The organism is Stieleria bergensis, from assembly GCA_007745635.1.
Classification (GTDB): Bacteria; Planctomycetota; Planctomycetia; order Pirellulales; family Pirellulaceae; genus Stieleria; species Stieleria bergensis.
In genome coordinates, this window is the sequence record CP036272.1 from 4,010,965 (window position 1) to 4,033,127 (window position 22,163).

Annotated in this window: 17 protein-coding genes; 10 read left to right on the top strand and 7 right to left on the bottom strand. The window is 54.6% G+C overall.

Annotated features, from left to right (window positions below):
- Positions 1 to 553 precede the first annotated feature (553 nt).
- Together SV7mr_RS13950 and SV7mr_RS13955 are read left to right on the top strand one after the other, a co-directional pair.
- The gene (locus SV7mr_RS13950; RefSeq protein ID WP_145273184.1) at positions 554 to 772 is read left to right on the top strand and encodes a hypothetical protein; all 219 of its coding nucleotides are present in this window, start codon (positions 554 to 556) and stop codon (positions 770 to 772) included.
- Positions 773 to 900: 128 nt separating this feature from the next.
- A complete protein-coding gene (locus tag SV7mr_RS13955) occupies positions 901 to 2,130 on the top strand; it encodes a DUF1559 domain-containing protein (RefSeq protein ID WP_145273186.1) in 1,230 nt (409 codons plus the stop codon).
- 73 nt (positions 2,131 to 2,203) lie between these two features.
- On the opposite strand, the gene SV7mr_RS13960 is transcribed toward SV7mr_RS13955, so the two are convergent.
- Positions 2,204 to 3,649, bottom strand: a complete 1,446-nt coding sequence (locus SV7mr_RS13960; RefSeq protein WP_145273189.1) for a sulfatase — start codon at positions 3,647 to 3,649, stop codon at positions 2,204 to 2,206.
- A gap of 292 nt (positions 3,650 to 3,941) precedes the next feature.
- Here SV7mr_RS13960 and SV7mr_RS13965 point away from each other — a divergent pair, with 292 nt between their 5' ends.
- The 4 genes from SV7mr_RS13965 (at position 3,942) to SV7mr_RS13980 (ending at position 11,934) form a co-directional block, all read left to right on the top strand.
- The gene (locus SV7mr_RS13965) at positions 3,942 to 6,260 is read left to right on the top strand and encodes a PSD1 and planctomycete cytochrome C domain-containing protein (RefSeq protein ID WP_419187373.1); all 2,319 of its coding nucleotides are present in this window, start codon (positions 3,942 to 3,944) and stop codon (positions 6,258 to 6,260) included.
- Positions 6,261 to 6,316: 56 nt separating this feature from the next.
- Positions 6,317 to 7,708 (top strand): DUF1501 domain-containing protein, encoded by a 1,392-nt coding sequence (locus SV7mr_RS13970; protein WP_145273195.1) that lies wholly within the window; start codon positions 6,317 to 6,319, stop codon positions 7,706 to 7,708.
- 61 nt (positions 7,709 to 7,769) lie between these two features.
- Positions 7,770 to 10,505 (top strand): PSD1 and planctomycete cytochrome C domain-containing protein, encoded by a 2,736-nt coding sequence (locus SV7mr_RS13975; protein ID WP_419187374.1) that lies wholly within the window; start codon positions 7,770 to 7,772, stop codon positions 10,503 to 10,505.
- Positions 10,506 to 10,602: 97 nt separating this feature from the next.
- On the top strand, positions 10,603 to 11,934 hold the full coding sequence (locus SV7mr_RS13980; RefSeq protein WP_145278435.1) for a DUF1501 domain-containing protein: 1,332 nt from the start codon (positions 10,603 to 10,605) through the stop codon (positions 11,932 to 11,934).
- 546 nt (positions 11,935 to 12,480) lie between these two features.
- Here the strand turns inward: SV7mr_RS13980 and SV7mr_RS13985 are convergent.
- Entirely contained in the window at positions 12,481 to 14,232 is a 1,752-nt protein-coding gene (locus tag SV7mr_RS13985; protein WP_419187375.1) for a sulfatase, read from the bottom strand.
- A gap of 219 nt (positions 14,233 to 14,451) precedes the next feature.
- The gene (locus tag SV7mr_RS13990) at positions 14,452 to 15,024 is read right to left on the bottom strand and encodes a hypothetical protein (RefSeq protein ID WP_145273201.1); all 573 of its coding nucleotides are present in this window, start codon (positions 15,022 to 15,024) and stop codon (positions 14,452 to 14,454) included.
- 477 nt (positions 15,025 to 15,501) lie between these two features.
- Between SV7mr_RS13990 and SV7mr_RS13995 the strand changes: the two genes are divergently transcribed.
- The 3 genes from SV7mr_RS13995 (at position 15,502) to SV7mr_RS14005 (ending at position 19,556) form a co-directional block, all read left to right on the top strand.
- Positions 15,502 to 16,296, top strand: a complete 795-nt coding sequence (locus tag SV7mr_RS13995; protein ID WP_145273204.1) for a CBS domain-containing protein — start codon at positions 15,502 to 15,504, stop codon at positions 16,294 to 16,296.
- A gap of 282 nt (positions 16,297 to 16,578) precedes the next feature.
- Complete coding sequence (locus SV7mr_RS14000; protein WP_145278440.1) at positions 16,579 to 18,069, top strand: sulfatase-like hydrolase/transferase; 1,491 nt, start codon at positions 16,579 to 16,581, stop codon at positions 18,067 to 18,069.
- Between the two features lie 983 nt (positions 18,070 to 19,052).
- A complete protein-coding gene (locus SV7mr_RS14005; protein WP_145273207.1) occupies positions 19,053 to 19,556 on the top strand; it encodes a serine hydrolase domain-containing protein in 504 nt (167 codons plus the stop codon).
- Here SV7mr_RS14005 and SV7mr_RS14010 read toward each other — a convergent pair.
- The 4 genes from SV7mr_RS14010 to SV7mr_RS14025 form a co-directional block, all read right to left on the bottom strand.
- Entirely contained in the window at positions 19,511 to 20,038 is a 528-nt protein-coding gene (locus SV7mr_RS14010) for a hypothetical protein (RefSeq protein ID WP_419187376.1), read from the bottom strand. The genes SV7mr_RS14005 and SV7mr_RS14010 overlap by 46 nt on opposite strands.
- Before the next feature lie 182 nt (positions 20,039 to 20,220).
- Positions 20,221 to 20,412 (bottom strand): hypothetical protein, encoded by a 192-nt coding sequence (locus tag SV7mr_RS14015; RefSeq protein WP_145273213.1) that lies wholly within the window; start codon positions 20,410 to 20,412, stop codon positions 20,221 to 20,223.
- A gap of 94 nt (positions 20,413 to 20,506) precedes the next feature.
- A complete protein-coding gene (locus SV7mr_RS14020; RefSeq protein ID WP_145273216.1) occupies positions 20,507 to 20,758 on the bottom strand; it encodes a type II toxin-antitoxin system RelE/ParE family toxin in 252 nt (83 codons plus the stop codon).
- Between the two features lie 120 nt (positions 20,759 to 20,878).
- The gene (locus SV7mr_RS14025; protein ID WP_145273220.1) at positions 20,879 to 21,124 is read right to left on the bottom strand and encodes a ribbon-helix-helix domain-containing protein; all 246 of its coding nucleotides are present in this window, start codon (positions 21,122 to 21,124) and stop codon (positions 20,879 to 20,881) included.
- Positions 21,125 to 21,876: 752 nt separating this feature from the next.
- Here SV7mr_RS14025 and SV7mr_RS14035 point away from each other — a divergent pair.
- Positions 21,877 to 22,163, top strand: a 287-nt coding sequence (locus tag SV7mr_RS14035; RefSeq protein ID WP_419187377.1) for a hypothetical protein, incomplete at its 3' end; no start/stop codon positions are given.

The following is a 22,163-nucleotide window of genomic DNA, read 5'->3' on the forward strand; positions in this document are numbered from 1 at the left end:
CAAAGAAGTTGACTGGAGCCAGGAAGTACATTCCCATTAAAAGGATCCCAGCGAGACGAATTTTGTCGGGTCTGCGAAGGCCGATCGTGGGTCGGCAACGAGACGACCGTGATCGAATGCCGACCTTTGATCCCTATCATTTCTCAAGCATTCCGAGTTGAACAGCACGCATCTGGCGTGTCCTGGCGAATTGTTGACAATCGGACACCAAACCGAACCGAGAACCGCGGGTCAGCGCATCACTGGAACCCGGATGAACGCAAACGAAAGCGTCGACCAACGGCCTCCGCGGAGCCATTGGACCCATCAAGTTGCTCATTGCCAGAAGAAAAGCTCAGCGACCAAGCGCCATGCACATCAAAGCGTGCATGGATCGGTTTGACGGTCAGGACAATTTTGTCGCTGCACTGGCCGATCGGCCAATAGACCCCCGTTGCGACGAACCTAGAATCGACAAGTCGTCCAATCTACCCGCGTTGGTGAGCCATTTCATCGCCATCGACGCAACAACGCAACCGCTCTCTTAGACGGTTTACTCCTTCCCCACGAAACAATGAACCACTCTTTGTTCGCGGCCGCCGCGCTAGCCAGTCTCGCAATTCTTGGTACTAGCCTGACAGGTTGCTCTGGCGACCAAGTCGGAGAACCTCATGCAACGACAAATGAAATCGAAAGCTTCTTGAAGGAAAACCCAGACATGGTGGAGCAAGCCTCCGAGCGAGCTGGCAATGAAGAGACCGAATTTTCAGCGGACGACGAGAGTGGCCAGTAGCCACGTCAGGCCAAGCACCGTTGACGGAGTTAGTTCATAGCTCGCGCAACAAGCTTTGCTCTGTTGAAACTTAATCATTTGGCATGCTCTATTGAGCATGCATCCATCCCTCGATCTCTAGGTTAAACATGTCCTCTAACACAAACCGGGCGGGATTCACGCTCGTTGAACTATTGGTGGTCATTGCGATCATCGGTATTTTGGTTGGCCTTCTCTTGCCAGCTGTCCAAGCTGCTCGGGAAGCGGCGCGGCGAATGAGCTGCAGCAACAATGTCAAACAACTTGGCTTGGGCCTTCACAACTATGAATCAGCCTACAAAAACCTGCCCATGAGCCGTGGCGGGACAGCCCGACTCCATGGGAATAATATTCCCCAATCTCGATTACCGACCACATTGGGCGGAGAATTCGGCGGCAATAATATTCACAACCTCAGCTCGCTCGTCCCTGTGACTCCATTCATCGAGCAACAGGCACTGTGGACACAGATTAGCAATCCCTTTGCTGTCACCGACCCTCCTTCTGCAGCAGGCGGGTACTATTTCAGTGCCATGGGGCCCAACCCAGGCATCAACCTCACCCAGCAAGCAACCTATCGATACGATCCCTGGATGACGTCGATACCAACGTTGCGTTGCCCCAGTGATCCAGGAAACGGACTGCCTGCTCAAGGTCGTACAAACTACGGCGTCTGTCTTGGCGATGCCACCGGCTACCAAGACACTGGTGGTGTTGCACAGAATGGGGTTCCCGACCCGATCCATTTCCCAAGAGCAAAAACGAGTTGCCGAGGCATGTTTGTGCCGCGTAGCTTCACACGTTTTCGCGATGTACTGGACGGGCTCTCGCAAACCGTAATGGCTGGAGAATTCAACACACACCTTGGTGATCGGGACAGCACAACGCAAGCAGTCATTGTCCGTACGCTAACCAACCGACCATCGGATTGCTACAACAACTTGGACCCAGAGCGTCCGCAGTTCTGGGCGAACAGCGCGCCATTTACGGGCGGTGACCAGAATCAGCGAGGCTTTAAATGGGCCAGTGGATACGCTGTGCATACCGGCATCACGACGATCCTTCCCCCCAATGCTCCAGTCTGTAGTCGCACCGCTGGCACCTATGTACCAGGAATCTACGGTCCTAGCAGCCGGCACCCCGGCGGCGCCCATATCCTGATGGGCGACGGGGCGGTGACCTTTATCACTGACTCCATCGAAACAGGTAATAAAGATTTCGGAAATGTGTGGTGGGGCGGTGGCGGCGCCAGAAGTCCTGGTTCCCAAAGCCCCTACGGAGTCTGGGGAGCAATGGGAACACGGGCCGGCAAAGAAACCATTTCCGAATCCTTTAATTGATCCGACTTCTGTCGGCCAATCATGGAAGCATCAATCGCTGCCTAATCCTTAGGCAGCGATTGACTGCAATGAGCTAAAACAGCGGTGGTACCATTTCTTGATTGAGGTCCTGCCACCGTTTGATCAGATCTTGCAACCGCTGGGGTTCTGTTCCTGCGAGGTTCTTCGTTTCGGAGAGATCATCTTCAAGATGATAGAGTTCCCACTTCGCGGCAGCCGACTGCTTGCGATTCCCCATGCGGACAATCTTCCAATCACCATGCCGCAGCGCGGTACGACCTCCCTGCCGCCAAAACAATGTTTCATGGGGGACATCAGTGCGTTGCCCCGTGAGAAAGGGCATCAGGTCAACCCCTTCCACCTGAGCTGGCACATTCGCCCGAGCGACGGTTCCAGCAGTCGCAAAAATATCCATGGAACTCACGGGACGATCATAAACTTTCCCCGCCGGGACTTGGCCCTTCCATTGCACCATAAAGGGTACTCGAATCGCACCTTCGTACATCTGTCCCTTTTCACCGCGTAAAGGGCGGTTCGATGAAGTTAATTCTCGTGTCGGACCTCCGTTGTCGCTCAGGAAAAACACCAACGTGTTCTCCTCAAGTCCAGACGCTCTGATCTGAGCCAGCACAGCCCCCACACTGTCATCCAGGTTCCCCAGCATCGCCGCAAAGATCCGTCGCTGAATGTCATCGATGCCTGCGAACTTCTCCATGTACTCATCGGCCCCTTGTAACGGACTGTGGACCGCGTTGTAGGCAAGATACAGAAAGAAGGGCTTGTCGTCATGACGGTCGATAAAATCCACGGCCTCCCGTGTCAGTGCGTCGGTCAGGTATTCCGTTTCAACCACTGGCTGACCACCGCGCACGATGGGATTGTTCGCGTCATAATCGGGTTCGTCATTTCCCATGTGAGTGCCATAGATCAGCCCCTTGCTGCCAATCCAGCGTCCTTGGCCGCCACCGGGCAATGTCTTGCGTCGAAGCATCGTGGTCACGCCATGATAGGGTGGCGGCACAAAGTAATGCCCTTCATGAGTGAACCCGAAGAACTCATCAAAGCCGTGGCGGAAGGGATGGTACTCGGCAGAGCCGCCTTGGTGCCACTTGCCGATCAAACCTGTGGTGTAACCAGCATCGTGCAAACACTCCGCCATCGTCACTTCGCTGGCTGGCAATCCAATCCCAGGCATCTCGTTTCGCGCGCCAATGGGATTGAACTCATAACCGAAACGCGTCGGCGTCCGCCCCGTCAACAGCCCCGCACGTGACGGGCTGCAATTGGATCCGGCTACGTAACCTGCGGTAAAGCGAACTCCGTTGTTTGCAATCGAATCAATATGCGGCGTTGGAATCTGTGCGTTTCCCTGACACCCCAGCTCGCCGTAACCGAGATCGTCAGCAAACAGAACAACAATGTTCGGAACTGACTCACTCCAGGAGGGCGCTGCGAACAACGCAAGTGCAAAGCCGACTAGCAAACGGGTCAGAGAGCGGTGTAGAACGCGGCGATTCATGGCTTCCGGTTAGGTAAACAAGGTGTAGGTTGACGCTGCTGGGCGGCTCATTGTATCCGGTCTGCAGATTGGGCGGACTCGCTAAGCGACGCGTTGGCGGGAATCGGCGCGTGAAACGTTCCGCACAGGGATCGTCAGTGCCTTTTGCCATGGCACTGACGATCGGACTCTGGTGATTCGGCTGGCCGAATCGGTTGCGGACAACACTCTCAAGCCGATTTGCAACGCGACCACAGATGCGGGTACAATGAAGCCCCTCTCCCGCCTCTCCATTCCGTCCTGGAATCCTGCCGTGCCTTTTCGATTCGTTAGCATCATTGCGTTCTGCTGTCTGTTGCTTGATGCAACTCCACAGGCGATTTCTAATGACAAGCTATCAACGGAAGATCTGGCATTCTTTGAAACCAAGATTCGACCGGTATTGGCGGAGCACTGTTACTCGTGCCACTCATCCGATGCCGACGAGCTGGGCGGCAAATTGAAACTCGACAGCCTGGATGCGATTCGTCAAGGCGGTCAGTCGGGCCCACTGTTTGATGATGATCACTCCCCGAGCAGTCTGTTGCTCAAAGCGATTCGCTACGAAGACCTTCAGATGCCGCCCGACGAGCCTCTGTCAGAAACCATCGTCAAGGACTTCACGGACTGGGTTCAGCGTGGGGCCCCTTATCCAGGCAACGACCATCCGAAGCCGACAACGGTCATTAAACCAACACCCCAGAGCAACCACTGGGCATTCCGATCGCCACAGCGGCCCGGTTCGCCAAATCTCCATGCCAGCCCCTGGCCAAGCGGCAACATCGACGGATTTGTGCTGGCTCAGCTACAGAAGCGTGGACGCTCTCCCAGTCCGGTTGCTGACTCACGCAGCCTGATCCGCCGGCTATCGATCGATTTAATCGGTCTGCCGCCCAACTATCAGGACGTGCTGCGATTTGAACAGCAGCACAAGCAAAACCCAGACCACGCAATGGAGCAATTGGTTGACCGCTTGCTGGCCTCGCCATACTTTGGTCAACGCTGGGGCAGACACTGGCTGGACGTTGCTCGCTATGCGGAATCAAATGGCAACGACGGACTCGGCCGAAACTCAACATTTCCACACGCTTGGCGTTACCGCGACTACGTCATCGATGCCTTCAATCGAGACCTGCCCTATGACGAATTCTTGATCGAGCAAATTGCGGGCGATCTGCTGCCAGCGGAATCTGATGCCGATCGAGATCGAAAACTGGTCGCCACGGGATTCTTGGCACTCACCGCCAAGCCAGCCAATGCGATGAACAAGAACTTTGCCATGGACATCGTTGCCGATCAAATCGATGTTGTCACGCGCGGCGTGATGGGACTGAGTGTGGCCTGTGCGCGTTGCCATGATCACAAGTTTGATCCCATTAGCATTGACGAGTATTACGCCCTGGCGGGCATCTTTACGAGCACGCAAACGATGTGGGGCACGGGAGCGCACGAAAAACTCACCGCGCCACCGACGGATCTTCATGTGCTGAAGGCTGCTGCGAAAGTCCCTCCACCGGAAGGGTTTGCGGAAACGGTTTTGGTGCGAGAGTCGAATACCGGCAAGCCGAAACCGGTTCCTAAATCGAAATGGCCGCTCGGCACCCCGCTTGCCATGGGCGTTCGCGACAAAGCGGCGACCGCCGACTGCAAGATCCATGTCAAAGGTGACGTTGGAAAACTTGGCGCCGTCGTCCCACGTGGCTTTCCTGCGGTCCTACAGTTCGCAACATCCAGCGACGTTTCCATCGACGAAAAACAAAGTGGACGTTTACAGTTGGCCCATTGGCTGACGCGCCGCGATCATCCGTTAACCTCGCGAGTGATGGCCAATCGGGTTTGGCACCATCTGTTCGGCCAAGGCCTTGTCCAGACCAATGACGAGTTTGGTCAAACGGGACAGACACCCACTCACCCCGCTTTGCTAGACTACTTGGCGACGCGATTCGTCGAACGTGGTTGGTCGATCAAGCAGCTTGTTCGCGAGATTGTGCTGAGTCGAACCTATCAGCAAAGCTGCCAAACTTCGATGACAGAACCCGATCCCAGCCTGCTAAGCTTTCACCGACGTCGGCGTCTCGACGCGGAGTCTCTTCGCGACGCGATGCTAACGGCCAGCGGTGATCTCGACCTGACGCAAGCAGACGGATCCATCATTCGGCATCGTGACATCCTGATGAACCTAGCTGGAAACTTACACCAGCCCAGTCACCGTCGCAGTGTTTTCCTATGCTACCTGCGACAATCCCCTCCACCGGAACTCAGTGCATTCAACTTGCCTGACTTCAGCACCAGCGTCGCCAAGCGGGAAACGCAAACGCTGCCGGATCAGGCTTTGTACTTGTACAACAATCCCTTCGTGATCCAACAATCGCAATCGTTTGCAAAATCGGTGCTGTCCCAAACGACAGATTCAACCGCTCGAATCAAGCTGATTTGGCAGCGTAGCTATCAACGCAACCCCACGTCAGATGAACTGGCCGGTGCGCAATCATTTTTGCAGACCTCGCAGAGCGAACTTGAGACTTCGGAACTGGTTTGGCAAAGCCTCTGCCAGGCGGTGTTGATCTCCAATGAGTTCCGCTACATCGACTAACAGCTTGCCGTGTTATCCTTTCCTCCAATGACTCGTTTTACTTCACGGGCACACTGATGCGTTTCTCACGAAGACAGTTGCTGCAATCGACATCCTGTGGATTCGGCTCTCTCGCACTGCAAGCACTGTGTCGCCAGCAAGTCCTTGCGAACCAACCGGCACTGATTTCAGACACTGCCAGCGCAGCGCCGCCGGCAACCAAGTCTCAGGCCTCACAGGGATCTCACCCCTCGGCCACTGCCAAGCGAGTGATCTTTCTTTGCATGTCCGGTGGTCCGGCTCAATTGGATACGTTTGACTACAAGCCACAAACGGGAAACAAGCCGCACCCCGGATCGGTCGTTAATTTTGCCCAGCATGGCGAATCGGGCATGTGGGTTTCCGACCTGTTACCAGAGACCGCCAAACACGTTGATAAACTCTGCATGCTTCATGGGATGCACGCTGACACCGGCATCCACGCTCAATCGTTCTTGCAATTGCATACTGGCGAACGACTTCGTGTGCGACCTAGTTTGGGATCTTGGATCTCCTATGGGCTGGGATCGGAGAACGAAAACCTGCCGGGCTTTATCTCCCTGAACACCTCCAAAACCTCGGTCTACTCCAGTGCGTTTTTGCCATCGATTCACAATGGCACTCCTATTGGTGTCAATGGCGAAGACATGTCCGCCGCAACATTGGCCAATATTGCCAGTGACCACTTGCCGCTGGCAGCCAAACGCCAACAACTTGATTTTGTGCAACAGTTGAACCGTGGACATCGCACTCAGCGGCCCATTGACGACAACCTAGAAAGTGTCATCCAGTCCATGGAGCTTGGCTTTCGCATGCAGACCTCCGCACCGGGCTTGTTGGACTTAAGTGATGAAACACAGGCAACGCTGGACCGTTACCGGGTCGGGCAACAAGCCAAATCAGTGGGCACCTGCAAAGACAGTGATTTTGGTCGTCAGTGCTTGCTTGCACGCCGATTTGCTGAAGCGGGAGTCCGGTTCATTGAACTCAATCACGGTAGCTGGGACCAGCACAAAAATCATCGCCGCGACTTGGCGGCCAACTGCGCTGCAACCGATGCTCCGATTGCGGCACTGCTCGATGACCTTCAACAGCGTGGCTTGCTAGAGGAGACCTTGGTGATCTGGGGTGGCGAATTTGGTCGTCCAGGTTTGACGCCGGAGAACAAGAAGAACGAAACCGGACACAACCCAGCTGGTTTCACGTTCTGGTTTGCCGGTGGCGGCATGAAGTCCGGGTACGTGCACGGCAAAACCAACACCACCGGCAACAAAGCAGTCGAAGGGCGTGTTCATTTCCGCGATTTGCATGCCACGATCCTGCACGCGATGGGTTTGCCCGCCAACGAATTATCCTATTGGTATCAGGGACGCGACCACCGTTTGACGGGTCCTCAAGGCGGCAAGGTTGCCCATGAACTGTTTGCCTAACGGTTCATCATCGCCTCTCGCCAAGCCTCTGTTCCGTTCGCCCGACTCAGTAGACCCCGTCATGCCTCGTTTCTTAATGCTTCCGTTGCTTGTCGCAGTGATCGCTGGCAACGCTGCGGCTGCAGATCAAGGCATCGAGTTCTTTGAAAAACAAGTCCGGCCAATTCTGGTCGAGCATTGCTACGAGTGTCACTCCGCAGAGATGGACGTCCAAGGTGGACTCCGGCTGGACTGGCAACAAGGGATTGTCGCAGGTGGAGACAGTGGACCCGCGATCGTCAAAGGGAAGCCACATGAGAGCTTGTTGATCAAAGCAATTGAGTATCTGGATCGTCAATTGCAGATGCCACCGCAAAACGCGATCCCAGTGGCACAGCAAACGACCCTGAAACGATGGATCAAAATGGGAGCCCCTGATCCCCGGACCACAGCACCGGGCGAAACCGAGGGACCGCAAGGCATGAGCGTTGCAGAAGGCCGTCAGTTTTGGTCCTTTCAACCGGTCGTTGCTCCACCCATCCCACGCATTGATTCGGCCTTCGTGCAAACACCGATTGACGCGTTTGTGCTTCAGCAACTTCAACAGCAAGGACTTGATCCCGCCCCGCCCGCCGACAAGTCGACATTGATCCGTCGCGCCACCCAAGATCTGATCGGTTTACCGGCGACCGAGCAACAGGTGGCGGACTATCTCTCGGATGAATCTGCAAACGCATTTTGCAAAGTGATTGAGCGACTGTTGGCCTCGCACCACCATGGTCAGCACTGGGGACGGCATTGGCTAGATGTCGCTCGATATGCCGATTCGAATGGACTGGACGAGAACATTGGTTTCGGGAACGCTTGGCGGTATCGGGACTATGTGATTGACGCCTTCAATGCTGATAAACCTTATGACCGTTTTCTGATCGAACAACTCGCCGGTGATCTTCTTCCTGCTGCAAGCGACGAAACGATCACGGCAACAGGCTTCTTGCAGTTGGGGCCGAAAGTCTTAGCCGAACCGGATATTGAAAAACTGCATCTGGACACCATCGACGAACAGCTTGATACCGTGGGCAAAGCTTTCCTGGGTATGACCCTGGGCTGCGTTCGTTGTCACGACCATAAGTTTGATCCCATCAAGCAGACCGACTATTACTCTCTGGCCGCCATCTTTCGCAGCACCCAAACGTTTGGCGAGCGAAAGAATGGCGCCATCAAGTTTTGGTACGAACACTCGGTCGGTTCCGATCAAGACAAGGAACGTATCGCCGCAGTCGACAAACAGCTTGCAGCATTAAAATCTGCGGCATCCAGCTTCCGAAACAAGGCCATTAGTGAACTGCGGCAACAGGCTCGAACCCAAGCGGCCGATTATCTGGTCGCCTGTTTGCACTTTGAACCGAATGCCAGTCTTAAACAGGTCGACAAAATCGCTCAACCACTGAACTTGCACCCGCGAGTCTTATTGCATTGTCGCAGTCACCTGGAATTCCATCGCGAAGATCCTTTCTTTAAGGACTGGCATCGCTTGGCCAAGGAAGCCACTCCTGATGCGCTGCGAAAACATTACTCGGAACTGTTCGAACACGCAGAAGACGCATTCGCCCAAGCGCAACAACAGACCCCCAAGACCAAGCGGTTGACTGATCCAACGCTGGAAGCCGCACGGGCGGCGCTTGACGATCACTCGGGGTTCTTAGCGGTGCCCAGTGTCGATGCGTTTGCCTTTGATTCGGAAACGCTCACCGAGCATCATCGCTTACTGTCCATCGCGCGAGCCTTTGAAACCACGGCGCCCGATCTGCCAGAACTGATGGGTGTCTGTGACGGCGAAATCACCAACACGATGCCAGTGATGATTCGCGGCAGCCACCACAATCCCGGCGCGGCGGTCCAGCGTGGATTTCCTGAAGTCATGCGTTGGTCGAACCAGCCCGTTGCCTTTCCGGACAACGCCAGCGGTCGGTTGGAACTTGCACAGTGGATCGCTGCACCCGAACATCCGCTGACTGCCCGCGTGATGGTGAATCGAGTTTGGGCTTGGCACTTCGGCCAGGGCCTGGTCGCCAGCACTGAGAACTTTGGCGTCATGGGCCAACGGCCTGCGAACCAACCGTTGCTGGACTGGCTGGCAGCCTACTTTGTCCGATCCGGTTGGTCCGTGAAAGCGCTGCACCGCATCATTCTGAACTCCTCGACGTGGCAAATGGCATCCACCCATGCCGACGCCTCTCATTGCCAGAGCATCGACCCAAAGAATCAACTCCACTGGCGACAGAACCTGCGGCGTCTGCAGGCCGAACAGATTCGTGATGCGATCCTTTCCGTCTGTGGCCGGCTAGATCCGTCGGTGGGCGGGAAAACACTACCGCTGCGCAATCGACAATTCGTCTTCAATCACACCTCCGAAGACCACACCACGTATGACAGCCTTCGACGTGCGGTTTACTTGCCGGTGATTCGCAACAATTTATACAGCCTGTTTACCGAGTTTGATTACCCCGATCCAACCATGCCAACGGGCGTCCGCAGTCAGACCACTGTTGCCCCGCAGGCATTGGTGCTTTTGAATGATCCTCTGATCTTGGATTCAGCGACGGCGCTGGCAAGACGCATCACCCGTGATTCGCCCCACAGCACCGTGTCACAGATCCGTGAGCTCTACTCTCGTTGTTTGGCACGATCTCCAAACGAACACGAACGGCGACTGGCAACCGCTTTCTTAGAAAAAGACATCGCCAACCCTGTGCAGCGACTGGCAATGCTTTGCCAAGCTATTCTGTGCAGCCACGAATTCATGTACGTGAATTAAACGTCAACGAACCGGAACAACACCAGTGAGCTTTCTGCTTCCCAAAACGCGCCGTCAAATCCTGCAACAGTCTGCCATCGGCTTTGGCGGTCTGGCGATGCAGGCACTGCTGGCTGGCGAAGCGACATCTGAGAATCCCCTGATTGCACGACAACCGCATTTTAAGCCGCGAGCAAAACGGATTGTGTTTCTGTTCATGAAGGGAGGCCCTTCACACGTCGACACCTTCGACCCCAAACCCTTATTGGATCGAGATCACGGCAAGCCACTTCCCTTCGCGGGCCCGAAAGTCACGTTCGCCAAGCAAGGCAACTTGCTGCGTTCCCCGTGGAAATTTCAACAACATGGCGACAGCGGGCTGCCGGTCAGCGAACTGTTTCCGCAAATCGCCAAACAGAGCGATAAGCTTTGTGTCCTGCGATCCGTTCACGGCACCAATCCCGCCCATGGTGCGGCGGCGTTGAAACTGCACACCGGTGCCGAACAGCTGGTCCGCCCCAGTTTTGGATCCTGGATCACTTACGGTCTGGGAACCGAAAATCAAAACTTGCCGGGATTCATCACTATCTGTCCCACGTTAGCGCACGGGGGCGTCAACAATTGGGGTTCAGCGTTTTTGCCGTCGCATTGCCAGGGAACACCGATCGGAAACGCCAGCTTGCCAGCAACACAGGCAAACGTGAAATACATCGACAACCCTCACCTCTCCTTGCAACAGCAGCGTGAGCAGATTGATTTGATTCGGAACCTTAGCCAGCCGTTTCAAGAATCAACCGATGCTCAAGAGGCTCTCGATAGCCGGCTGAATTCGTTTGAGCTCGCGTTTCGTATGCAGACGGCCATGCCGGAGATCCAGGATCTGTCACAGGAAACCACCACCACGCGCAGCCTGTATGGGATCGACGACGCGGTGACCGAGGACTTTGGCAGACAATGCCTGATGGCCCGTCGCTTTTTAGAACGAGACGTGCGTTTTGTCCAAGTCACGCACAGCGATAGTTTTGTGCAATGGGATCAACATAGCAATCTGTACCAAGGCCACACCAAGAACGCGGCCGAAGTTGATCGTCCCATCGCGGGCTTGTTGCAAGACCTTGAGTCACGCGGTTTGCTGGAAGACACCTTGGTGTTATGGGGCGGAGAGTTCGGTCGCACACCGACTTCACAAGGGAACAATGGTCGAGACCATAATCCCCACGGATTCACGATGTGGATGGCTGGCGGTGGCGTAAAGGGTGGCTTTGCTTACGGGGCCACTGATGACTATGGCTACTACGCCGCGGAAAACAAAATGCACGTTCATGACCTTCATGCAACTATCTTGCACCTGCTGGGTTTGAACCATCAACGCCTGACGTATCGATACGCGGGACGGGACTTTCGCTTAACCGATGTCGCCGGCGTCGTCGCCAAAGACATCCTGGCATAGGGGCGTCGCTGGCTGCGGCAGGTTGCGTGCTCTGGCACCAGCTGATCCGTTGCTCACTGACTCTGCTGGACAAACCAGCAAGACCTGCGACAATCACTGCATCTATCACAAGCACCCTCGCAACCGGGTGGAACATCGACACGCGAACGGATGGTGAAACACGTGAGTCAGGACAATTCGATGCAACAACAAGATGAACAGAAACAGCCGCAATCGTGCCGCGCGGCCTGCCCGGTCTGCGGCGGACAACTGATGGAGATTCGCCAGAAGCTTCAATGCTCTCGCTGCCACACAATCTGCGAGACTTGCTGCGAAGGCGGACCAGGTTAGGCCACGCCTTGACTAGAGAACCGCTCTTGCGCGTCAAAGCCGATGGGGATCGTCAACACCACAACGACAGGATGTGGTGCCGATCAATCAGTACGCAGGACCTCGCTGTCTCTCAGGCCCATGATGAGCAAGTCAACAAGCTAGACATCATGTGTGCCAGAACACTCCAATCACAACCAGCCAGACTGATTTTTGGCTACCCTGACGTCAACCATGCTATTGTTCATTCAATGCAGCCGGGATCGTGACTTTGCTGCCGCCCTGGCCGATGACGAAGTGCCCGTGGACATGCTTATCACTGTCCGTGATGATCCAAACGGTCCCGGGTTGTGTTCGGCGACTGAACCGCCACCCACTCTGGATCGAACCTCGGGATTCCCAATTCCCTTCGCGGTTGACAACGTACATGTCGACGCCTGCCGCCATGCGATTGGTGATCATGATCTCACACTCATGGCCATGCGGAGTCGACTTAACACGTGCCGAACCGTCACCAGGGAACCAAGTCAACTCTTGGAGCGTTTCGTTCTTCGCACGCGCGACAGACGCAAATGTTTTGGGCGCTCGCTCGCGCAACTCCTGCAAAACGCCCTGATGCTCCGGCGACTTTGCTAGATTCACCCACTCATAAGGATCGTTTTGAATGTCATATAACTCATCCCCACCCTGGGCGTAGTGAATGTATCGCCAACGCTGCGCACTCAGCCCAAAACTACCGGGCTCCTGCAAGTAGGTGAGAGCAACGTGCGGCCAATCCGATTTTGTGTCTTGCAGCAACGGCAGCAAACTTGGCCCATCGAGATCCGCTTTGGCCGGAAGCCCTGCCAACTCAGTCAGCGTCGGGTACAAACTCAGCAAACCGACTGGCCTGTCGCACTGGGTTCCCGAAAGCGTTCCATGAGGCAGGCCGGGCGTCCCCTTAGGCACACGGACAATTAACGGGACGCGGGTTGAAACCCGCCAACCGGTAAACTTTTGCCAACGCATCTTCTCGCCCAAATGCCAACCGTGGTCACTCCATAGGACCACGATCGTGTTGTCGCGGTTGGGCCCCTGATCAAGCGCATCCAGCACGCGTCCGATCATGGCGTCTGCAAAGGCGATGGACGCCAAGTAACCCTGAATGGCCTGTTTCCACTGATTGTGTTTGCGGATGTGCGAGAAGTAGGGAACATCGCGCAACTTCAAACCTCCCGGCGGCACATCGCTCAAGTCATCCTGCTTAAAGCCTGGCGGCAACTGAATCTCATTTAACGGAAACGGCTCAAAATACTTCGCTGGAACAAACCAAGGCTCATGTGGCCGATAAATCCCACAGGCCAAGAAAAAGGGTTGCTGATGCTTGCGCTGAAGTTGCTGACCGACCCACTGTGACACCGCCCAATCGCCACCGAATTCTTGGTCGCTGACATCGAGGGCTCCCCAGTCGGTTTCGATGTACTGCCAAGGCCCGCCACGCGGCAGACTGACGGGACGTTGCTTGGGGTACACCGTGCGCGGGAAAGGATCCTCGGTCTCTTTGGCCGGGAAGTACTCATCCCAGGATTGCGCATCGATGAAGTAATGCAGTAGCTTTCCAGAACCGTTCGCACGATAGCCATGGTTAGCAAAGTAACGCGGCAAGAGAACAGCATCGGGCAAAATGTCACGCATCTTTTGCCCATTTCCATACAAGCCCGACTGATGAGGCGAGATGCCAGTCATGATCGCGGTCCGCGATGGATTGCAAGCTGGCGCAGCACAGTGAGCATTCGTGAACAGCGTCCCACTGGCTGCCAGTCGATCAATGTTTGGTGTTCGTGCCTGAGGATGACCGCCGAGACAGCCTATCCAGTCATTCAAATCATCAACAGCAATGAACAACACATTCGGCGGTTGTGAATCCGCATGCGAGTCACAAACAGGAATCGTCAACAGCGACGCAAACAATAACCAACAAACAAGCCGTAAGCCAACAGAATGGTGCAAGGAGTGACTCCCGAAAAAAGACAGCGAGCATGCTGCAAGACGACGCGTCGCGTTACACAGAGCATCAGACTCTCGACCAGAAGTTTGGCAAGAAACCAAACTTGTATCAGTGACGCTTAGCGACCAAGGCTGGCTGAAATCACAACCAAGCCTGTTGAGCGAGGGAACGCGAAACGGATCGATTCCGCAGTCAACGCGTTCCGAAAAAACAAACCGCGATCATGTCCAGCCAAAGAAACGCTCTTGAGCTTTACGCGATTTCACTTCGACCCCATCAAGTTCAACCATTCGATGGCCATACTTGCCACCCATGTCCGAACCATCAGCATAGAAATCGTCATAAGTTGAATAGAGCGGTCCCTTGTAGCCAAGCACGCAACTCGCTCGCACGCCACGGCTGAATAATTCCTTCGCTAACATTTTCGCAAACGAAGGTTTACCCAAAGCGCTATAACAGATGTCACAGGCAACCGTACCGATGTACCGTTTCTTGAGCCCTTGAGCAAACATGGCATCCACCACTTCCTGATAGCTCTTGTCAGCACCACCTGTACCGTGATCAGCAGCGATCTCCGGATCACCAATTGCGCCGTGTCCAACAACATGAATTCGAGTGCCGATTCCCACGCCAACCTTCGCCAGTGGCTTTCCTGGAGAGTCTAGACAAACAACAGTCCATTTTCGCTTGTGGTGACTGCGCTGCCGATCCTCCTCGGTATGCTCCGTCGCGAAACTACCCGCTTGATTTCGATTCCAAGGGACAAACAAGACACGATCATTGCGAAGCGACATCTCAACGTTCACTCAGATTGGTAGACAAAATTGGGAGCGTCTCTGAACGACACTAAACCCCATCCGTTCTGTCGATATTATAGGGCTCTAGGAATGCATTGCAATCAAAGTTCAAGAACAAAGGAAATCCATGGCGCCGGGAGAAAACTGAGGATCCTGGGCGGGCGGTTGACGTGCTGAAACGTTGGTCATCATCGATGCCCAACATCCGAATCGAGTCCAGCATCCGTCAATGCGACAAATTTCGAACGTGCCCAGTTACTGACGCTTCGGGCATTCGCTAAACAAGTAGAAATGACGCAGCACAAAACATTTCACTGCTTAAAACATTCCTTGGCTCGTCGCAACGTTTTACCAGCGAAGCTGTCACCTGCTCCCTGCATGTGTCACCTCGCGTTGCCGGTCGCGCAATCGATTGCCCCAATTCGATCACCCGATGCGTCTTCATTCTCAAGGCACTAAAAGGCCACTCTGCAAATGACTCTCAGCTCATCCACCGTCAAATCCCTCCGCAGGGTCTTCCAGCAAGCATTCGTGGTGCACGACATTGCCGAATCGCTGGTCTCTTTCGACGCCAACACACCCGCGCAAGATGTTCTGCAGCTCATGCATGCGCAGCGACTGGAAATTGTTGGCCTCCGCATCGACGGTCGCATGCGAGGGTATATCGAACGTGCCGAGTTAGCTGACGGAACCTGCGCCGATTACATGCAACCGTTCGTCGATGAAATGGTCATCCTGGACTCGTCACCGATTCCCGAAGTCGTCTTACGCCTGAGACAAAGGCGACGACTGTTTGTCTCCGTACTGGGACAAGTCGGTGGAATCGTCAGTCGCAGCGACCTTCAAAAACCTCCGGTCCGCATGTGGCTATTTGGTATGGTCACCTTGATCGAAATGCGTTTTAACCACCTGATTGAGCGTTGCTGTGACGAAGAATCGTGGAAAGAGTACCTGTCCGCCGGACGCATCCAAAAGGCCGAACAATTACTTGAGGAACGCAAACGCCGCAGTCAAGAATTGACCTTGGCGGACTGCTTGCAGTTTTCGGACAAAGCGCAAATCGTTGCACGTCAGACTGAATTGCGAAAGATGACCCGGTTTGAATCCCGAAACCAATTGGAAAAAGCTGCAAAGATGCTGGAGAAACTCAGGAACAACCTAGCACACTCTCAAGACATTATCTCCAGTGATTGGGAAGCCATTGTTGCACTTTCTGAAAACTTAGACAGTGTGCTTGACGGCCCACCAGGCCTGCAACCACAGGACTGAATAAGAACTGGGACACCAAGAAATCCCCAAGCTGGCAGTCCCACAAGGATGCTTACTTCCTTAGCTCGGAAGGGGCAAGAACAAACGTCCTCCCCTCGATTGCTTTGAAATTTCGCAGTTGGAGAGTAAAATTCAACCCCTGAGGTCGATGTCCATGACTCGACGCAAACGCCATCGCCAAACCAGACTGAGCCAACCGAGATAACGCAATTGACCATGAAACCTCTGCAACTTGTGCTTGCGTGGATCGTGACTACCGCGCTCTTTATCAGCATGCCTCGAATGCTGTACGCAGCAGAAAAGCCGAACATCGTCCTCCTGTTTATTGACGACTGGGCGTGGAACGGTACTCCGGTCCCCATGCACGACGGCATGGAGAACTCGCGCATGCCGGTCTTGCAAATGCCGAACATCGAGCGTCTGGCACGCCAGGGAATGAAATTCACCGGCGCGTATGCCTCGCCGCAGTGCTCTCCGTCACGCGTTTGCCTGCAGACCGGACAATCCTCGCCGCGGAACGGTTTCACCGTGTTCATGAACGATCGCGGACAGGACTACTTCGACGAAAAAAGCTACCCCGACTTCCCCGTGATTCCCTGCGTCTCGGACATGACGATCGACGCGGACGCCGTGACGATCCCCGAAGCTCTCAAGCCGCTGGGCTATGTCAGCGCTCATCTTGGCAAGTGGCACATGCGAGGCAATCCCGGCGACGAGGGATACGTGCTGCACGATGGCGACACCAGCAACACCCCGGGCAACACACTGCCAGACGGCGCAAAGCAGCGTCTGCCCGAAGACCTGACCGATCCCAAACTGATGTTCAGCGTCACGGAAAAAGCAATTGGCTTCATGAGTGAACAGGTCAAAGCCGGCCGACCGTTTTATCTGCAAGTCTCACATTACGCGATGCACGAAGGCCGTGAATGCCTTCCGGCAACACGCGAAAAGTACACCCGTCACCCACTGGTGCAGGCTTACTACCAGAAGATTGGACAGACGGCGGAGACCATCAAACGCAAAGAAGATCCGGCCATCTGGCTGGGGATGGGCGACGACCTTGACGGATGCATCGGTGCGGTGCTGCAGCGCATCGGCGAGTTGGGCATCGAGGACAACACCTATGTCGTTCTGGTGTCCGATAACGGTTACCGGCACAAAGAACTGCTGCTGAAAAATGGACTCAAGCAGCCACACCACGCCGCCAAGTGGTGGGTCTGGCAGGGCGGCATTCGCGTTCCAATGATTGTCCGAGGGCCGGGCATCAAGGCGGGCTCTGTCTTCGAAGGAAACGTTGTCAACTACGATTTCCTGCCAACCTTCGTCGACTGGGCCGGTGGGGATCCGACCACACTGAAAAACATCGACGGCATGAGTCTTGCATCCTACATGGAAGGCCACGAGCCGACCGAAACGTTCCTCAAGCGAAACCTCTATTTCCACTACCCGCATTACCGTTCGAGCATGCCGCACTCCGCCGTCGTCTCCGGCACGCGCAAGCTACTGCACTTCTACGAGCGACCGGACATCCCCATGCTCTTCGATCTGGCAGAGGACAGGGGCGAAGTCAATAACATTGCACACACACAGCCAGAAGAACACCAGCGACTGTACGACGACATGATGAGCTACTTCGACAAAGTCGGCGCTCGCATCCCGAAACCAAATCCGAATCACGACGCCGCTGCCTACCGGAACTCGAAGGAGTACGAGAAACGCATCGAGTGGGGCCCGTTCACAGGCAGCAGGCAACTCGAAGAGGACGAGGAATGAATGATCGGGCATCCTGCCCGAGACCAGACTTCGTCGTACAGATCCTGGCGTGCAATGGTTTTCCAAAGCATCGCTCAGTCCCTATCGCAATTCCCCTTGTTGCGTAGTCTTCCAGCGCTGATGCCACACTTCATGTCGTACAAGGATTTCCTGCAGGAAGTTCGACAGTCGTTGTCGGGCAAACAGCCTCGCAGAGTCCGTGCAAGCACGGCACCCGAAGTCTGTAGTGAACGCCTCCGATGCATTGGTGCGTGCAAGCACGGCACCCGACGTCTGTGCCGAACGCCGTAGGTGTTCCATCCTCACAGCCCAGGGTCGCGAAGCGCACCCTGGGAAAGCGTTGCGATCAAACTGCCGAACGCCGTAGGTGTTCTACACTCATTGCCGGACGAACCAAGCCAACCACGGCACCCTACGTGGGTTCAAAACATTGGTGCATGCAAGCACGACACCCTACGTCTGTAGCGAACGCCTGCGATGCATTGGTGCGTGCAAGCACGGCACGCTACGTCTGTGCCGAACGCCGTAGGTGTTCCATACTCACAGCCCAGGGTCGCGAAGCGCACCCTGGGAAAGCGTTGCGATCAAACTGCCGAACGCCGTAGGTGTTCTACACTCGTTGCCGGACGAACCAAGCCAAGCACGGCACCCTTACGTGGGTTCAATGCAATCCACGACGGGAGACACGTCAACAGGCTGCCGGCATTCCCCTGGCTTCGTCATTGAACGAAGCACGATGCTGGTTAGGAACGCAAAAAAATACGAAAGACTTTGCCGGTTTGGGATGCAGAAACTTGCTAAAGAGATTGTAAAAGACTAGCTTCGTTGATTGATGGACTCCCCGTCGGTTGCACCCGACGAAAATTGAGAAATTGCGAAAGACAGGATTCTGCCTTCCGGGAGTCCATCCTTCAACTTTTAACCATCAGCGGGACACTTCATACAATGGTCCTCAATCTCTAATCGCCAATCCTGCTATCAATATGCAAAAACCCAACACCACGTTTAAAATACTGGTTCTGATCACTTTGTTACTTCTGCAAACTGTCATCTCTTCATCGCCTACTACCGGTGAGGAAAAGGTTGTCGGCGATAACCAAGGAAGAGGTACGTTCGCCCCATTGGATCAGTTTCTAACGGATTCAGTCAAGAAAGGCCGAATCGTGGGCGCTAGCGCTTTAGTAATACAAGACAAAGCCGAAAGGTTTTATGGATCATGGGGTTACAAAGATGCTGACAAAGGTGAACGGATCGATAGGGACACCATCTTTCGCATCTATTCGATGACGAAACCCATCACGAGTTTGGCCGCGATGCAATTAGTGGAGCAAGGCAAGATGGATCTTGATGACCCTGTCTCCGACTACCTGCAAGAGTTTGCGAATCTCGGCGTTATCGAATCGGCAGAGAAAAGCAAGAACCCACGGCAGATGACCATCCGTCATTCACTCGAAACAGTCGTGGGGTCGGATTCGCAGACCCAATGACCAAGGGTCCGCAATCCAATGGTTGATGCGACGATGGTGACCGCAGTGGGCGCGAGATACACCATGGAGTACACCGCAGCCCAAATGAGCAAACCGATCCATCCAATCGTCAGCAGCAAGCCAAACGGAGCGATCAAAGCCACCACGACCATCCGTTTGGAAAACGAAACCTGAGTCTTGGCTGGCAACAAGAACAGCCCCAAAGCTAAGGCGAACGCCGCGTAAACCAGCGCACTTGCCAGGACAATCAACTGCACAGCCAAGGTCAGCCCATCAACCGGAATCGCCCAGCGGGAACAGGAGAGGACGACACAGATAGGAAAAACGGTTGCCAACAAATCCGTCGTCGTGATACTTGCCGGCGAAAGAGACTCGTAGCGGACGTTCTTAAAAAACGGCTGAAAGATCGCCCACACCAGCACTCCTGAGATCGCAAAGTACGGAATTGCAAAGATCTCCAGCATGTTCGGTTCATTCGCCATCAGTAGACAGTTCGGGCGTGCCAGAGGCAACGGTATACAGACGCTGAACGCACTGCAAATCTAAAGAGTTTATTCACCAGGCAAGCGGGTTCAGGTAACACTGCGACGGCCGAGCAGGCTCATCCGAAACCTGCAGTTCGACATGCCCAGCTGGACTTGCCCCACTTGCTCGACTCCCATCACTAGCCCAGACAACCATGGGGAATCCGCCGCACGTCGATCTCCTTGACCATGCCCGGCCCGGACTCGATGCGCGGCAGAAACAGAATCGCCTCTTGAATCTCAGGGGCCAAGTTGGTCAGCCACATGATCTGCGTCATGCGGGCACTGGTCACTTTGGCATAGTGGGCCAGATCTGACTGATTCTTGATCACGCCGTCCCGGATGAGTTGCTCGCACCGAATCGCTAGTGGGATGACGGGGGATACCCGGGGATCCGGCCATTCTTCCAAATAAAACTTTATCGCTTCACTTGAGTCTCTTCTGCAGAAGGTCAACTTCCGTTACCAGGGTGGGCTCCAGTTCTGCAAGTCGGGTGGGAATATCCATCGACCCATGAAGGAGAGTTAGGACGATGATCTTTCCCTTCGCACCAGTCTCGCAGACGAGTACATGCTTCTCGACTCGATAGAATTTCAGTGAGCTATGAAATGGCGGTTCCTCACGCAGTAGTTCAGGATTATCTCTCAAGCGGTTGATCCGCGATTCCAGTTTGTCCAAGTATTGATTGGCAACTCACTTTCCAAACTGCTCTATGGAAAAGACTTCGATCGCAACAAGATCGCACAGCGACCTCTGGGTCAGGTAAAGAGTGAACGGTCCCGCCGATTTCTTGGCCACTTACTTGACCTTCTTCATCAGGCTTCGCAGATCACCTTTGAAGGGGACCGTTCGTCCTGCGGCAGCATCCTCATAGCCTCCAAGAATCGCATCACGAGCCGCAGTGGCCTCCTGGCGAACTTTCTGTTGCCGAAGTAAATCACGCACAAACTCGCTAGGTGTCGCGTAATGAGTAACATCACCGGAATTCGCGTCGACGAATGCTCGCAGTTCATCGGTGAGTGAAAGGTTAATTGAGTTGGGCATCTGATTTCTCCTGACGGCTAACCATCTGGCAAGGATACCACGGTTGGCAAATAATGGCGCTATTTGACAAGCCTCGTTGGCCTAGATCAGTTCGAATCCTTCCCGCAAGACACAAACTTCAATCAGCCAGCCTTTGTATCGGCGGGTGATTTTTGTGCCGGGAAGTCGGGACACGTGACCGCGGGCCGAAATGCTTCGTCACGGTTCGGGTATGGTTGTTGGATTCTGTAGCAAGCGTCCGCTGCCTCGCTGCCGTGACCCGCATGTTGGCCCCTTACGCCAATTCTCTCGCACGGTCGATCGGGGCTTGCGAAAGGCCGCCGTACTGGCGCGATTGCATCCGCCACAAAATACGGCGAATCAGCCAGATGCGATTTCGGGATGCGGTCGTATCGCCCGCTAACAAGCGAAGACCAAAGGTAATTGCGTTACTGACTAAGCCGAGGAGCGTTGTCAAGGCAGAGTTAACCGTGGCAGCCTAACAACACTGAAGAAGACAGCAGCAGTGCTATTCGTCCCTGACAACATTCATGCACTTGGTCTCCCTATGACCACTCCCCTTTTGATTTCATTCGTCGTAAATCCGTTGAAAACCCCTTTTCAATATGCTAAAATCCCTACAATTACCCCAGACTTCCAGAGCCACGCTTGTAGGCATACTTTACGGAGTCTGTGCATTGGCTAATTCTTACCCCTATATGTATATCAACACGGTGTGTTAAACAACAGGGTTTAATTGGAGTTTTTTCAACATGTTTGCTCACTTTCAACTTCCGCTTTTACTGCTGTTCATTTCAGGACTGACCACTGTTGCAGACGCTGGTATTCTGATCACGCTGACCGACAATGGTGATGACACCATCGGGTTCAGTATGTCTGGCGACTTCACGGTCTATGCAAGCGACTCAACAGACAGGACCGGCCAATTCGGGACGTACCTTGGCCCGAATAATGGCACGATCAGTAATGCTGAAACAACCGACTCGATAACAGAGTTTAGCTTTGACTATGTGGATGCTGGCGGCGATGACGTCGGCGC